This is a genomic window from Nocardioides bruguierae (assembly GCF_023554635.1).
In the GTDB taxonomy this organism is placed as follows: domain Bacteria; phylum Actinomycetota; class Actinomycetes; order Propionibacteriales; family Nocardioidaceae; genus Nocardioides; species Nocardioides bruguierae.
This window is the reverse complement of sequence record NZ_JAMJPH010000003.1, coordinates 60,653-75,072: the sequence shown is the minus strand read 5'-3', so window position 1 is coordinate 75,072 and position 14,420 is coordinate 60,653. Positions and strand designations below refer to the sequence as shown.

The following is a 14,420-nucleotide window of genomic DNA, read 5'->3' as shown; positions in this document are numbered from 1 at the left end:
CCGCACGGTAGGGCAACCACAGGGGCGGTGGTGGCACCACCTAGGCTCGCGGACATGGCGACCGACTCCTCCCCCCTGCCCGACCAGCAGCCCGAGCAGGTCCCCGCCCAGATCCCCGCCGTGCAGCCGAGCGAGCCCCCGCTGGCCGCCACCCGCACCACCACCCGCGAGATCCACGGGCGCGTGCGCACCGACGAGTACGAGTGGCTGCGGGCCAAGGACAGCGACGAGGTGACCGGCTACCTGGCCGCCGAGAACGCGTGGACCCAGGCGAGCACCGCACACCTGGCGGACCTGCGCGAGAGCCTGTTCGAGGAGATCCGCACCCGCACCCGCGAGACCGACCTGTCGGTGCCCACCCGCAACCGGGGCCACTGGTACTACTCGCGCTCCTTCGAGGGCCGCGAGTACGGCGCCACCTGCCGGGTGCCGGTGACGGACCCCGACGACTGGACGCCCCCGACCCCGGCCGAGGACGCCGCCCACGGCCAGCCCGCGCTGCCAGGCGAGGAGGTCCTGCTCGACCTCGACGCCCTGGCCGAGGGCCACGAGTTCTTCTCGCTGGGCGGCGCCGCGATCAGCCCGGACGGCACCTACCTGGCCTGGGCCGTCGACACCGTCGGCGACGAGCGCTACACGATCCGGGTGAAGGTCCTGGCGACCGGCGAGATCCTCGAGGACGTCATCGAGGGGGCGCTGGGCGGCGGCACGTGGGACCGCTCCAGCACCCACCTCTACTACACGACCGTCGACGAGTCCTGGCGCGCCGACAAGGTCTGGCGCCACACTCTGGGCACGAGCCAGGACACCGACGACCTGGTGCACCACGAGACCGACGAGCGCTTCTTCGTCGGGGTGGGCCGCTCGCGCTCCGACCGCTTCCTCGTGCTCGCCGCGGGCTCGAAGACCACCTCGGAATACCGCTTCCTCGACGCCGAGGACGAGGACGCCGGGTGGCAGCTGTTCTGCGCGCGCACCGAGGGCGTCGACTACAACCTCGAGCACGCCGTGATCGGCGGCGAGGACTGCTTCCTGGTGCTGCACAACGCCACCGGCCCGGACTACGAGCTGGCCCGCACGCCCGCCGCGCCCACGCCTCGCGAGGGCTGGACGGCCCTCGTCCCGCACGACGCCAGCACCCGGCTGGAGGACGTCGACGCGTTCGCCGGCCACCTGGTCGTCCACCAGCGCAGCGACGGCCTGACCCAGCTGCGCGTCCTGGACCTGGACGAGCACGGCATCAGCGACGACTACCTCGTCCACTTCGACGCCGAGGTCTACACGGTCGGTGCCTCGGGCAACCCCGTCTTCGACCAGCCGGTGCTGCGCCTGGGCTACACCTCGATGGCGCACCCGGCGAGCATCTACGACTACGACGTGCGCAGCCGCACGCTCACCCTGCGGCGCCGCACCCCGGTGCTGGGCGGCTACGACCCGGACGACTACGAGGAGCACCGGCTCTGGGGGACGTCCCCCGACGGCACCCGGGTGCCGATCTCGCTCGTGGCGCGCACGGGCGCGAACGCCGACGGCCCGGTGCCGACGCTGCTCTACGGCTACGGCTCCTACGAGGCGTCCATCGACCCCTACTTCTCCATCGCCCGGCTCTCGCTGCTCGACCGCGGCGCGGCCTTCGCCATCGCCCACGTCCGCGGCGGCGGCGAGATGGGTCGCCACTGGTACGACGACGGCAAGATGGCGCACAAGCAGAACACCTTCACCGACTTCGTCGCCTGCGCGCGGCACCTCGTGGAGGCCGGCTGGTCCAGCCCGGAGACGCTGGTCGCCGAGGGCGCGAGCGCCGGCGGGCTGCTGATGGGTGCGGTCGCGACCCAGGCACCGGAGATGTTCGCGGGGATCGTCGCCGGCGTCCCGTTCGTCGACAACCTCACGACCATGCTGGACGCGACGCTGCCGCTGACCGTCACCGAGTACGACGAGTGGGGCAACCCCGAGGCCGACGCCGAGGTCTACGACTACATCGCCTCCTACGCGCCCTACGACAACGTCACCTCGGGGCCGTACCCGCCGATCCTCGCCGAGACCAGCGTCAACGACACCCGCGTGCTCTACGTGGAGCCCGCGAAGTGGGTGGCCCGCCTGCGCGCCTCGGTGCCCGACCGGCGCCCCGAGGTGCTCCTGCGCACCGAGATGTCCGGTGGCCACGGCGGCGTCTCGGGCCGGTACAAGGCGTGGAAGGACCGCGCGTTCGCCCTCGCGTGGATGCTGGACCGGATGGGCCTCGCCGGCATCGACCCGCGCTGAGCCTGCCCGGCAGCAACCGGGATGTGACCTGGGACACCTCTGCCCAGGTGAGGTGCTGAGAAGACACTGAGAGTTGTCTTGCGGTGCAACTCGTGGGCCCTTCCGTTCGTCGCTGGAGGTGAAGGGCCCACCGCAAGGGTGGGTTGGCCGGTGGGAATCCGGGCAACCCCAGGGTCGTTGGATCAGTGTGGACGTCCCCGATCGTCCACGCGCAGAGGAGGGTTCATGGCCACCAGCACCGCCAACCGCAGCACCACGCGCGAGATCGAGGGCCGGGACAGCGTCGGCCTGTACCTGGACGAGATCGCCCGCAACCCCCTGCTCGACGCTGCCCGAGAGGTCGAGCTGTCCCAGGCGATCGAGGCCGGTCTCTACGCCCAGCACCTGCTCGACACCGGGCGCGTCGGCCGGGCCAAGGGAGGTGCCCCCGGCCGCGCCACCCGCGAGGAGCTGGAGTGGCTCGCCGAGGAGGGCGAGAGGGCCGTCCAGGAGTTCATCACCGCGAACCTGCGGCTGGTGGTCTCCATCGCCCGCAAGTACGGCCGGGCGCAGATGCCGATGCTCGACCTCATCCAGGAGGGCAACACCGGCCTCATCCGCGCCGTGGAGAAGTTCGACTACTCCAAGGGCTACAAGTTCTCCACCTACGCCACCTGGTGGGTCCGCCAGGCCATCACGCGCGGCATCGCCCAGCAGGCCCGCGTCGTCCGGCTGCCCGTCCACGTGGTCGAGGAGCTCAACCAGGTCGGCGGCGCACGCCGCACCCTGGAGCGTCAGCTCGGCCGCGACCCGGAGCCCGAGGAGATCGCCGCCGAGCTCGACATGGACGTGGAGCGCGTCATCGACCTGCTCTCCTGGGGTCGGGAGCACGTCTCCCTCGACACCCCGGTGGACGAGGACGGCGACACCAGCCTCGGCGACCTGATGGCGCAGGAGACCTCGCCCGGCCCGGACCTGACGGTGCTCGACATCGAGTCCCGCGACCGGCTGAACACGCTCGTCGAGCAGCTCGACACGCGCGCCGCCGACATCATCCGCGCCCGCTACGGCCTCGCCGACGGCCGTCAGCACAAGCTGGCCGACATCGGCGCCAAGCACGGCATCTCCGCCGAGCGGGTGCGCCAGCTGGAGCGGGAGGCGCTGCAGAAGCTGCGCCGCTTCGCCGACCCGGACCTGGCTGCCGGGGCCGCCTGAGCCGCCGGCCGGACCAGCCTCAGCCGTAGGCCGCCGTGGAGAGATCCGCGGCGGCCTGCTGCGTCCGGACCGTCACGTCCTCGGGCACCGGGGTGGCCGCGGCCGCCCGCGCCTGCCACAGCTGGAGCGCCACCACCCGCGTCGCCGCCTCCTCGGCCCGCTCCCGCGGGACCCGGCCGTCGAGGATGGCCCGCCGCAGGTTGTCGTGCGTGGCGCTGGTGTCCGCCGGCATCAGCAGCAGGTCGGCGCCGGCAGCCAGCGCCTTCACCGCCGACCCGGGGGTCGCCATCACCGCGCCCATCCCGAGGGAGTCGGTGATCGCCACGCCCTCGAAGCCGAGCTCCTCGCGCAGGTAGGCGTAGGCCTCCGGCGCCAGGCTCGTGGGGAGCCCCTCGGTCTCGAGCGCCGTGACGTCGAGGTGCCCGACCATGATGGCCGGCGCCCCGGCCGCCACGGCGGCCTCGAACGGCACCAGGTCGCGGGCGCGAAGGTCCTCCAGCGAGGACGTGATCACCGGCAGGCTCTCGTGGGAGTCGACGGTCGCCGAGCCGTGCCCCGGGAAGTGCTTGGGGGTGCTGACGATGCCGGCCCGCTCGTAGCCGCGGACGGCGGAGGTCACCGCGGTCGCGGCCACCTCGGGGTCCGAGGACGGCGAGCGCGTGCCGATGGTGACGTCCGCGGCGCCCACGGTGACGTCGGCGACCGGGGCGAAGACCCAGGTGAAGCCCAGGCCGCGGAGCTCGGTGCCGGTCCAGCGGGCGGCCTCGCGCACCGCGCGGCGACCCGCCCCGCCCGACGCGGTGACGGCCACGCCGGCGGTGGCGAAGGCCGGGAAGGTGGTGGCGACCCCGGAGAGGTGGGAGACGCTGCCGCCCTCCTCGTCCACGCCGATGACGGCGGGCACGTCGGGGCGGGTCTCGCGGACGGCGGCCTCCACCGCCGCGGTCAGCGCCCGCACCTGCTCGCCGTCGGTGACGCTGTCGGGGGTGACGCAGACCCCGGCCAGACCGAGGTCGCGCACGAGCGCGGCGGGCACCGTCGGGTCGGGCGAGGCGAAGCGGCCCACGATCACCTGCCCGGCCAACGCCGCCGCGGACATCTCCGCCACCAGGGCACGCGCCTGCTCGACCTCGCCCAGGGTGGGGCCCCACGACGTGAGGGTGTCGGCGTCCGCGGCGGTGTCGCCGGTGTCGGTACCGGTGTCGGTGCTGGTCTCGGGCTCGTCCGTCCCACTGGGCCCGCTGCTCGCCGCGCTGCTGCGCTGGGCCACCGGCGACCCGGTCGCCTCCGAGGCGACGTCCCCGCCACTTCCCGTCAACCGGGTGCCGGCCCAGGCAGCCGCGGAACCCAGCGCGCCGGCGCCGAGCAGCCCCAGGCCGCCCAGCACGACGCCACGGCGGCTGCGGCGCGGGCGCAGGCCGCGGTGACGGTGCGGCGTCCGGTCCACGGGGCGCTCCCCCTCGGGGCCGTTCACCGGGCGTCCTCCCGCAGCCGGGCCAGCACCGCGGCGACGCGCTCGCGCAGGTCCTCGCGGGTGCCGGTGTTCTCCACGACGTGCGTGGCGACGGCCAGACGCGCCTCGCGCGTGGCCTGCGCGGCGATGCGGGCGGCGGCCTCCTCCGGGGTCCAGCCACGGGTGGAGACCATCCGCTCGATGCGGACGTCGTCAGGCGCGTCGACGACGAGGACGGCGTCGAACTCCCCCGCGCGGCCGGTCTCGGCCAGCAGCGGGATGTCGTGGACCACCAGGGCGTCGGGGCCGTGCTCGGCCCGGGCCGCCTCCTCCAGCTCCGCGCCCCGGGCGCGGACGAGCGGGTGGATGATCGCCTCCAGGCGGGCGCGGGCGTCGGGGTCGCCGAAGACGAGGCGTCCCAGCGCGGGGCGGTCGAGGCCGCCGTCCTCGGCGAGGACGCCGGCGCCGAACGACGCGACGACCGCCTCGAGCCCGGGGGTGCCCGGCTCGACGACCTCGCGGGCCAGGCGGTCGGCGTCGACGATCACCGCACCGGCCTCGGCCAGCAGCGCCGCGACGGTGCTCTTGCCCGAGGCCACTCCTCCGGTCAGGCCCACCCGCATGCGGCACATGCTAGGTCGGCGACCCGCCCCGACCCAGCCGACAGCGCGCCCACAGGGGTGGGCGGACGCCCTGCGGGGGTCAGACCGGCACGGAGGCGCCCAGCAGCACGACCCTCGCGGGCGCCAGGACGGCGGCGGAGGGCTCGCGCCCGTCCACGCCGGCCTGCAGCAGGGCACCGTCGACGGCGGCCATCAGCAGGTCCGCGAGCTCGCCCGCCTCCACGGTGGGTCGACGGCCGGCACCCTCCACGGCGGCCACCAGCAGGGGGCCGAGCCGGGCGCGCAGCACCCGCTGGTGCTCCGCGACCACCTCGCACGCCACGTCGGACGTGGCGGCGCTGGCCAGCAGCGACATGCGGGCCACCGCGTAGGCCGGCCGCAGCGGCAGCACGGCGACGACGTCGGCCACGGCTCGCTCGAGGTCGAGCGGGCCTGCGGCGACCCGGCCGGCGACCTCCGCCTCCAGGTGGGTCACCAGCGCCTCGGCCCGCTCGCCCCACACGGCGACGAGCAGCTCCTCGAGGTCGGAGAAGTTCGAGTAGAACGCGCCGCGGGTGAACCCGGCGCGGCGGCAGACGTCCTGCACGCCCCAGGAGACCGACCCCGTCTCGTCGACCAGGTCCGAGGCGGCCTCCACCAGCCGGGCACGGGTCTGCTCGCGGCGGCGCGGGGCGGCGGTCATGACGGCATCCTGCCTGCGGGCATGGCCAACAGCACACTCGATACACTTTGTATTGAATGCATTCTGCATCGTAACGTGGAGGCATGACGACGCCCCCGGAGACCGACAACCAGGCCGACACCAGCACCGACACCAGCACCGACACCGACACCGACACCGACACCGGGCACCCGGCCGGCCACTCCCCCTGGCTCTCCCGCCGCACGGTGCTGCTGGTGCTGGGGGCGCTGGTGCTCCAGCTCGGCTTCGTGGCCGGGTACGTGGGGGCCTTCCACGACCCGACCCCGCACGCGGTCACGATCGAGGTCGCCGGCACCGGCAGCAGCCAGGTCGCCGAGGCGCTCGACGGCCTGGAGGGCGAGCCGCTGGCGGCCTCGACCGCGGACACGGCGGCCCAGGCCCGCGAGGACGTCACCGACGGCACGGTCACCGCGGCGCTGGTGCTGCGGCCCGACGCCGACTCCGACCTGCTCGTCGTCGCCTCCGGTGGCGGCACGTCGTTGGCGAGCGCCGTGGAGCAGGTCGTGACGGCGGTCGAGGCCGACCAGGGTCGCACCGTGACGGTCAGCGACGTCGTCCCGGTCTCGGACGGGGACGCACGGGGGCTCTCCGGCTTCTACCTGGCCCTGGGCTGGGTGGTGGGCGGCTACCTGGTGGCGAGCCTCGTCGGCATCGCCGACGGCTCCCGGGCCCGAGGACGCCGGCACGCGCTCGTGCGGCTGGCCGTGCTGGTGCCCTACGCGCTGCTGGGCGGCTTCGGGGGCGCCTGGGTGGTCACCGACGCGCTGGGCGTGTGGTCGGGGCACCTGCTGCCCCTGGGCCTGGTCGGCAGCCTGACGGTGCTGGCGGTGGCCGCGGTGACGCTCACGCTCCAGGCCCTGCTGGGCACGCTCGGCATCGGCGCCGCGATCGCCCTGTTCGTCATCCTGGGCAACCCCAGCGCAGGCGGCGCCTACCAGCAGCCGCTGCTGCCGGCGTTCTTCCGCGTCCTCGGGCCCTGGCTGCCCAACGGCGCCACGACGACCCTGGTGCGGGACACGGTCTACTTCGACGGCCCGCTCGGCGGCACCGGAGGCGGCTGGGGCCTCCTGGTGCTCGCCGGCTGGCTCGTCGTCGGGGCGGTCGGTTCCGTGCTGCTGGTGCGCCGGCCCGTCGGCCGGCCCACCACGGACGCGGCTCCCCTCAGCCCTGCACCGCTCCCCGCTGCACGAGCTTGAGGGTGCGGGCGGTCTCGAGGGCCGCGGAGGTGGCCTCCCAGCCCTTGTCCTCCTTGGAGCCCTCCAGCCCGGCACGGTCGAAGGCCTGCGCGTCGTCGTCGCAGGTGAGCACGCCGAAGCCGACCGCGGTCGTGTGGTCGAGCGCGACCCGGGTGAGGCCGTCGGTGGCGGCGTTGCACACGTAGTCGAAGTGCGGGGTGCCACCGCGGACGACGACGCCGAGGGCGACGACCGCGTCGTAGCCCTGCGCGGCGAGCGCCGAGCAGACCACGGGCAGCTCGAAGGTGCCGGGCACCCGGACGACGGGGGCGTCGGTCACCCGGTAGGCGTCCAGCGCGCGCTGGGCGCCGGCGAGGAGGCCGTCCATCACCTGGGTGTGCCAGGAGGCGGCGACCACGGCGACCTTGAGGTCGCTGCAGTCCATGGGCTCGGTCGAGGGGGCTCCGTGTCCGCTCATGCGTGTGCTCCGTTCGGGGTGGAGGTCGGGGTGGAGGTCGGGGTCGTGGTGCTGGTGGTCTCGTCGTCCAGGTCGGGCAGGACGTGGCCCATGCGGTCCCGCTTGGTGAGCAGGTAGGCCAGGTTGTGGTCGTTGGGGTGGGTGGCCAGCGAGACCCGCTCGACGACGTCGATGCCGTACTCGACGAGGTTCGCCACCTTGTCGGGGTTGTTGGTCATCAGGCGCACCCGCTCGATGCCCAGGTCGCCGAGCACCTGCCGCGCAGCACCGTAGTGACGTGCGTCGGCGGGCAGGCCCAGGTCGAGGTTCGCGTCGACGGTGTCGCGGCCGCCGTCCTGGAGCTCGTAGGCCTGGAGCTTGGCGAGCAGCCCGATGCCGCGGCCCTCGTGGCCGCGCAGGTAGATGACGATGCCGCGGCCCTCGCGGGCCACGCGCTGCAGCGACTCCTCCAGCTGGGGGCCGCAGTCGCAGCGGGCGGAGCCGAAGACGTCGCCGGTCAGGCACTCGGAGTGCACGCGGGTGAGCACCGGCTCGCCCGAGGCGAGGTCGTCGAGGTCGCCGTAGACGAGCGCCACGTGCTCGGAGCCGTCGACGTTCATCCGGTAGCCGACGGCGGTGAAGTCGCCGTAGCGGGTCGGGAGCCGGGTCTCGGCCTGTCGCTCGGCCAGCACCTCGGTGCGGCGACGGTAGGCCACGAGGTCCTCGATCGAGATGAGCGCGAGGTCGTGCTCGTCGGCGAAGGCCCGCAGCTCGGGGGCCCGCTTCATGGTGCCGTCGTCGTTGGTCAGCTCGACCAGCACGCCGACCTCGCCGAGGCCGGCCATCCGGGAGAGGTCGACCGCGGCCTCGGTGTGGCCGCGACGGGCCAGGACCCCGCCCTCGCGGTAGCGCAGCGGGAAGACGTGGCCGGGGCGGGTCAGCTCCCACGGCTCGGTCGCGGAGTCGGCCAGCACGCGGGCGGTCTTGGCCCGGTCGGCGGCGGAGATGCCGGTGGTCACGCCGTCGCGGGAGTCCACGGAGATCGTGTAGGCGGTGCGGTAGGCGTCCCGGTTGTGCGGGGTCATCAGGGGGATCTCGAGCTCGTCGAGGCGCTTGCCCGACATCGGCACGCAGATCACGCCGCTGGAGTGCCGGATGGTGAACGCCATCAGCTCGGGCGTCGCCTTCGCGGCGGCGAAGATGATGTCGCCCTCGTTCTCGCGGTCGGTGTCGTCGACGACCACGACGGCCTTGCCGGCGGCGATGTCGGCCACCGCCCGCTCCACGGTGTCGAGCCGGACGTCCTTCAGCTCGGCGTTCTCGTGCGGCGCGTCGGCGTCGTGGCCGTCCTTCGGGTCGGCCCCGAAGGAGTGCCACTGGTCGTGCTGGGCGTCGGGGTGGTCGTGGTCGCTCATGCGCGGACTCCTTCGTGCTGCCCGTTCTCGGCGTCGGGCCGGGACTCGAGCGGGGGGGGCTGGGGGGTGTCGCCGCTCGTGGCGGGGGCGACGCGGGCGCTGACGCGCCACCAGGTCACGAAGCCCCACACGACGAACACGGCGTAGAACAGGTACATGAAGGCCGTCGGGTAGTAGCCGGCGTCCACGAGCGTGGTCACCCCGACGACGTCGACCGCGATCCAGACGAGCCAGAACTCCACCCAGCCGCGGGCCATGCCGTAGGTGGCGAGCATGGAGCCGGCGAGGATCCACGCCTCGGTGGTGGGCGAGTACGAGCCGATGACGCCGAGCAGCAGGTAGCACACGACGTAGCCGACGACCGCGAGCGCGAGCAGCAGGGCCCGCTCGCGACCCGTCGCCCAGCGCGGAGCGACGGCACCGCCGTCGTCCGCCCGTGCGGAGCGCCGCCACTTCCACCAGCCGTAGGCGCCGACGGCGGCGAACATGATCTGCCGGCCGGCCTGGCCCCAGAGCGGCTCCTCGGTGACCTGGCCGATCTCGCCGCCGAGGAAGACGGTGAAGAGCAGGACGTTGCCGACGAGCCCGACCGGCCAGGCCCACACGAGCCGGCGCATGCCGAGGATCGCGCTGGCCAGGCCGAAGAGGTTGCCGACGACCTCGCGGACCGACAGGTAGCCCCCACCGACCTCGATGGTGCCCTCCAGCAGCCACGTGACGGGGTTCATCACTGGCCCTCGACGCGGTGGGCGAGCAGCTTCTCGACGTGCTTGGCGATGACGTCGATCTCGAGGTTGACCCGGTCGCCGACGGCGCGGGCGCCCAGCGTGGTGCGGGCCAGGGTCTCGGGGATGAGGCTGATGGTGAAGGAGTCGTCCTTCACCTCCACGACGGTGAGGCTGACGCCGTCGACGGTGATCGAGCCCTTCTCCACCACGTAGCGGTTGAGGTCGCGGGGCAGGGAGACCTCGACGACCTCCCAGTGCTCGCTGGGGGTGCGGGCGAGGACCTCGCCGTAGGCGTCGACGTGGCCCTGGACGATGTGTCCGCCCAGGCGCTTCTCGGCGGTGACGGCGCGCTCGAGGTTGACCGCGTCCCCGGCGGCGATGCCGGCCAGGCTGGTGCGGTGCAGCGTCTCGGCCATGACGTCGGCGGTGAAGGAGTCGATGGGGCCGTCGGGGTCGGAGGCGATCGCCTCGACGACGGTGAGGCAGCAGCCGTTGACGGCGATGGAGTCGCCCAGGCCGGTGCCCTCCAGCACGAGGGGACCACGGAACGTCAGGCGGGCGGCGTCGCCCACGTCGGTGACGTCGACGACGGTGCCGAGCTCCTCGACGATGCCGGTGAACATCTCTCACTCTCCTTCTGCGGCGCGCGGACCGGCGGCGACGCCGTCCGTGCGCAGGGTGAAGCGGACGTCGGGGGTCTCGCCCTCGACGACGGGTTCCAGGACGGCGACGTCGACGACCCGGGGACGGTAGGCCTCGGCGATGGTGCCGATGCCGAGGTCGGCGACGGCCGAGCGGCCGGCGCCGAGGAGGAAGGGCGCGGTGTAGCAGACGATCTCGTCCACCAGGCCGGCGCGGAGGAAGGCGCCCGCGAGCGTGGGGCCGCCCTCGAGGAAGACGTGCTGGCGGTCGCGGGCGTAGAGCTCCGCGAGGGCCTCGTGGGGGTCACGGGTGCGCAGCAGCACCGTCTCGGCGTCGTCGTTGAGGACGCGCTTGGTCGCCGGCACCTCGCGCAGGCCCATGACCGCGCGCAGCGGCTGGTGCGGCAGGGGGTGGCCGTCGTCGTCGCGGACGGTGAGCAGCGGGTCGTCGTCGAGGATCGTGCCGGTGCCGACCATCATCGTGTCGGCCAGCGCCCGCAGCCGGTGGGTGTCGCGACGGCTGGCGGTGCTGGAGACCCAGCGGCTGGTGCCGTCGGGGGCGGCCGAGCGGCCGTCGATCGTGGCCGCGAGCTTCCAGGTGACGAACGGGCGACCGTGCTCGACCGCGAAGGTCCACACCTCGTTGAGCGCCCGGGCCTCCTCGACCAGCAGACCGGACTCGACCTCGACGCCGGCGTCGCGCAGGGTCTGCGCTCCCCCGGCGGCGACCGGGTTCGGGTCGGCCTGGGCGTGCACGACGCGGGCGACACCGGCCTCGAGCAGCGCCTGGGCGCAGGGCCCGGTGCGGCCGGTGTGGTTGCAGGGCTCGAGGGTGACCACGGCGGTGGCGCCGGTGACGTCGATCCCGGCCGCGCGGGCCCGGGCCAGCGCGTCGGCCTCGGCGTGCGCGGTGCCGGCGCCGCGGTGGTGACCCTCGGCGAGCACCTCGCCGGCGGGCGACAGGAGCACGCAGCCCACGCGCGGGTTCGGCCCCAGCGGCACGCCGGGGGTCGCGGCCAGCGCCAGGGCGCGGCGCATCGCCTCGATCTCGGCAGCCTGCGCGTTCATGTGGTGCGTCCTCGTCCGGTACGGGCCCGCGGGACTCCGGGGTCGCGTTCGGACGCAGGGGGACGCTCGCGCCGGCTCCGCGCGCACGACGGTGCGCGGGGGTCGACGGACCGCTCCCACTGCTGCGTGCGCTTCCCATCCGGACTCTCACCGTCGGTCCAGGAGTTCCACCTGGTCAGCCGGCCGCTGGCTGCGGCCGGGTCGCGGACTTTCACCGCCGGCTCGGATTTTCACCGACCCCAGAGCACGCGAGCGTGGTGCTTGCTCGTCACCCGTAGTCAACCACGATCGGGCGTGGTTGTTCCCGCGGGGTGCGTCACACGGGACGCACGGGGCGCCTCAGCGGGGGTCGCGGCCGTACCGGGTGAGCACACGGTCGTGCTCGTCGAGGGTCGCAACCTCGTCCGCCGTCAGCGGGCACGGCGCGAACGCCTCGTCCGCGGCCAGCAGCGGCCCGGCGTCGGTCGCGAAGGCGTCGAGGAACCGCACCACGGGGGCGTCCAGGCGGACGTGCCGACCCGTGGCGCGTCCGACGTCCCAGGCGTGGACGGCGAGGTCGACGGCCTGCGCCGAGGTGCGCGGGTGGCTGGAGAGCTGCTCGTGCCAGGACGCGAGGACGTCCGCGCCGACCGGCTCGATGCCGACCTCGGCGAACACCTGCTCGTGGTTCTCGGCCACGTGGGTGAGGAGGTCGGAGACGGTCCAACCGGGGCAGGTGGGGACGGCGGCGTCCAGCTCGGCCACGGCGAGCCCGGCCGTGGCGGACCGGAAGGCGTCGGCGGCGCGGCGGTAGGCCTCGCCGGACTCGGGCAGGCTCATGCGTCGGCCCCGCTCACCGCGGCGGCGGCCGTCTCGCGCAGGGCGACGACCATGGCGTCGGGGTCGTCGGCGGAGTAGACGGCGGAGCCTGCGACGAACGTGTCGGCGCCGGCCTCGGCGCAGCGCCCGATCGTCTCCAGCGAGACCCCGCCGTCCACCTGGAGCATGAGGTCGAGGCCGTGCCTGTCCGTCATGGCCTTGGCCCGGGCGATCTTCGGCAGCACGAGGTCCAGGAACTTCTGGCCGCCGAAGCCGGGCTCGACGGTCATCAGCAGCAGCATGTCGAGCTCGCCGAGCATGTCCTCGTACGGCTCCACCGGGGTGGCCGGGCGCAGCGCCATGGAGGCGCGGCCGCCGGCGGCGCGGATCTCGCGCGCGAGTCGCACCGGGGCTGCGGCGGCCTCCACGTGGAAGGTCACCGACGCGGCGCCTGCCTCCACGTACGCCGGGGCGTGCCGGTCGGGGGCCTCGATCATCAGGTGCGCGTCCAGCGGGAGGTCGGTGCTGCGCGCGAGCGCCTCGACCATCGTCGTCCCGAAGGTGAGGTTCGGGACGAAGTGGTTGTCCATCACGTCCACGTGCACCATGTCGGCGCTCGGGATGCGGGCGACCTCCGCGCCCAGGGCGGCGAAGTCGGCGTTGAGGATGCTGGGTGTGATCTGCATGGCCACGCCGCCGATCCTGTCAGACGCGCAGCGCGGGGCCCCCACCCTCCTCGCCGTGCGGGTCGGAGGACCCGTCCCAGCGGGCCGCCGCGCTCGTGGTGGGCACGAGCACGTGCAGGGCGTTGCGCTCGACCCGGAACGTGGCGGGCGCCGCCGAGACCAGCTCGCCGTCGGCGTTGACCGGCAGCGCGCTGCCGTCGGGCGCCTCGGCGTGCACCCGCACGGCCGGGGTGCGGACGTGGTGCACCAGCTCGTGCTCGATGAACCGCCCGTCCTTGAGGAACCTCGCGATCGAGACGTGGTCGCCCAGCCGTCCGCGGCTGATCGCGTAGACGTCGAGGGTGTGGTCGTCGATGGATGCCTCGGGCCCGACGAGGTTGCCGCCGCCGTGACGCACGCCGTTGCCGACGGTGACCTGGAGGACGTCGTCCAGCTCCAGGGGCGGCCGGTCGCCGGCGGGGAACTCGAGCCGGGCCGCGAAGCCGGGCGTGCCGCGGTAGGCCATCAGCGTGGCGGCGGGGTAGGCCAGCGGGCCGAGGCGCTTCTTCAGCCGCGGGGTGAGCCGCTCGGTGACGGCCACCGACAGCCCGATGCTGGCGGCGTTGAGGAACGAGTGGTCGCCGGTGCGGCCGAGGTCCACGTCCACCACGTGCCCCTCGACGAGGGTGCGGACGGCGCCGCGCAGGTCGACGGGGACCTCCACGGTGCGGGCGAAGTCGTTGGCGGTGCCCAGCGGGAGCACCCCGAGCACGGTGCCAGTACCGGCGACGCGGTGCGCCGCCGCGGTGACGGTGCCGTCTCCCCCGCCCACGACGAGCAGGTCCGGCTGCTCGGCCACCGCGCGGTCGAGGGCGACCGCCATGGCAGCGCCGTCGGCCAGGACGCGCAGGTGCGCGTGGCCCCAGCCGGCGGCGGCGAGCTGGGCCCGGATCTTCGCCGCCGCGCCCGGGGCACGGCGGGCGCCGGCGTTGAGCAGCACCTGGACGTGGCCGAACCGACGGCGGGACGCGGCGGGCGGGGACGACGGCTGGGTGCTCATGCCTGCGACCCTAGGCAGCCCGTGCGCGAGACCGGCTGGCCGACGGCTGAGCGGCGACTGTGAAGGTCGGCTGCGACATGAGCCGGGAACGTCGGAGCCCTCCCGACCCCCGGAGGCTGGGCCGGGGACCGGAAGGGCTGGACGTCGGGCGTGGGAGGGGCCGGACCTCGCTGTC

14 protein-coding genes and 1 riboswitch are annotated in these 14,420 nt (G+C 74.3%); of the genes, 3 read left to right on the top strand and 11 right to left on the bottom strand.

The genetic code is table 11. The annotated features are described in order from the left end of the window. The first annotated feature begins 54 nt into the window (after positions 1-54). Both M8316_RS02725 and M8316_RS02720 read left to right on the top strand, forming a co-directional pair. The gene (locus tag M8316_RS02725; RefSeq protein ID WP_250051801.1) at positions 55-2,265 is read left to right on the top strand and encodes a S9 family peptidase; all 2,211 of its coding nucleotides are present in this window, start codon (positions 55-57) and stop codon (positions 2,263-2,265) included. A 225-nt stretch (positions 2,266-2,490) separates the two neighbouring features. Further along, on the top strand, positions 2,491-3,459 hold the full coding sequence (locus tag M8316_RS02720) for a sigma-70 family RNA polymerase sigma factor (RefSeq protein WP_250051799.1): 969 nt from the start codon (positions 2,491-2,493) through the stop codon (positions 3,457-3,459). Positions 3,460-3,478: 19 nt separating this feature from the next. Here the strand turns inward: M8316_RS02720 and M8316_RS02715 are convergent, their stop codons facing one another. From M8316_RS02715 to M8316_RS02705, 3 genes are all read right to left on the bottom strand, one after another. Further along, positions 3,479-4,933, bottom strand: coding sequence for a glycoside hydrolase family 3 N-terminal domain-containing protein (locus tag M8316_RS02715; RefSeq protein WP_250051797.1), 1,455 nt, complete (start codon positions 4,931-4,933; stop codon positions 3,479-3,481). Next, positions 4,930-5,535, bottom strand: coding sequence for a dephospho-CoA kinase (coaE, locus tag M8316_RS02710; RefSeq protein WP_250051795.1), 606 nt, complete (start codon positions 5,533-5,535; stop codon positions 4,930-4,932). Before coaE ends, M8316_RS02715 begins: the two co-directional genes overlap by 4 nt. 79 nt (positions 5,536-5,614) lie before the next feature. Next, positions 5,615-6,217, bottom strand: coding sequence for a TetR/AcrR family transcriptional regulator (locus M8316_RS02705; protein ID WP_250051792.1), 603 nt, complete (start codon positions 6,215-6,217; stop codon positions 5,615-5,617). A gap of 83 nt (positions 6,218-6,300) precedes the next feature. Between M8316_RS02705 and M8316_RS02700 the strand changes: the two genes are divergently transcribed. Beyond that, positions 6,301-7,434: an ABC-2 transporter permease gene (locus M8316_RS02700; protein ID WP_250051790.1), complete on the top strand. Its 1,134-nt coding sequence runs from the start codon at positions 6,301-6,303 to the stop codon at positions 7,432-7,434. Here the strand turns inward: M8316_RS02700 and ribH are convergent. The 8 genes from ribH to M8316_RS02660 all read right to left on the bottom strand — a co-directional run bounded on the left by ribH (position 7,400) and on the right by M8316_RS02660 (position 14,245). Continuing rightward, complete coding sequence (ribH, locus tag M8316_RS02695) at positions 7,400-7,891, bottom strand: 6,7-dimethyl-8-ribityllumazine synthase (protein WP_250051788.1); 492 nt, start codon at positions 7,889-7,891, stop codon at positions 7,400-7,402. The genes M8316_RS02700 and ribH overlap by 35 nt on opposite strands. Then, the gene (locus tag M8316_RS02690) at positions 7,888-9,285 is read right to left on the bottom strand and encodes a bifunctional 3,4-dihydroxy-2-butanone-4-phosphate synthase/GTP cyclohydrolase II (protein ID WP_372490544.1); all 1,398 of its coding nucleotides are present in this window, start codon (positions 9,283-9,285) and stop codon (positions 7,888-7,890) included. Before M8316_RS02690 ends, ribH begins: the two co-directional genes overlap by 4 nt. Beyond that, positions 9,282-10,016, bottom strand: a complete 735-nt coding sequence (gene pnuC, locus M8316_RS02685) for a nicotinamide riboside transporter PnuC (protein WP_372490543.1) — start codon at positions 10,014-10,016, stop codon at positions 9,282-9,284. Before pnuC ends, M8316_RS02690 begins: the two co-directional genes overlap by 4 nt. Then, positions 10,013-10,636 (bottom strand): riboflavin synthase, encoded by a 624-nt coding sequence (locus tag M8316_RS02680; RefSeq protein ID WP_250051785.1) that lies wholly within the window; start codon positions 10,634-10,636, stop codon positions 10,013-10,015. Before M8316_RS02680 ends, pnuC begins: the two co-directional genes overlap by 4 nt. Before the next feature lie 3 nt (positions 10,637-10,639). Then, entirely contained in the window at positions 10,640-11,722 is a 1,083-nt protein-coding gene (gene ribD, locus M8316_RS02675; protein WP_250051783.1) for a bifunctional diaminohydroxyphosphoribosylaminopyrimidine deaminase/5-amino-6-(5-phosphoribosylamino)uracil reductase RibD, read from the bottom strand. A gap of 122 nt (positions 11,723-11,844) precedes the next feature. Further along, positions 11,845-11,974: riboswitch (FMN riboswitch) on the bottom strand. A gap of 87 nt (positions 11,975-12,061) precedes the next feature. Beyond that, on the bottom strand, positions 12,062-12,541 hold the full coding sequence (locus M8316_RS02670; RefSeq protein WP_250051781.1) for a maleylpyruvate isomerase N-terminal domain-containing protein: 480 nt from the start codon (positions 12,539-12,541) through the stop codon (positions 12,062-12,064). Further along, positions 12,538-13,206 carry a ribulose-phosphate 3-epimerase gene (rpe, locus tag M8316_RS02665; protein WP_250052348.1) on the bottom strand — a complete coding sequence of 223 codons (669 nt, stop codon included), beginning with the start codon at positions 13,204-13,206 and terminating at the stop codon, positions 12,538-12,540. Before rpe ends, M8316_RS02670 begins: the two co-directional genes overlap by 4 nt. Positions 13,207-13,225: 19 nt before the next feature. After that, complete coding sequence (locus M8316_RS02660) at positions 13,226-14,245, bottom strand: YegS/Rv2252/BmrU family lipid kinase (RefSeq protein ID WP_250051779.1); 1,020 nt, start codon at positions 14,243-14,245, stop codon at positions 13,226-13,228. Positions 14,246-14,420: the final 175 nt, after the last annotated feature.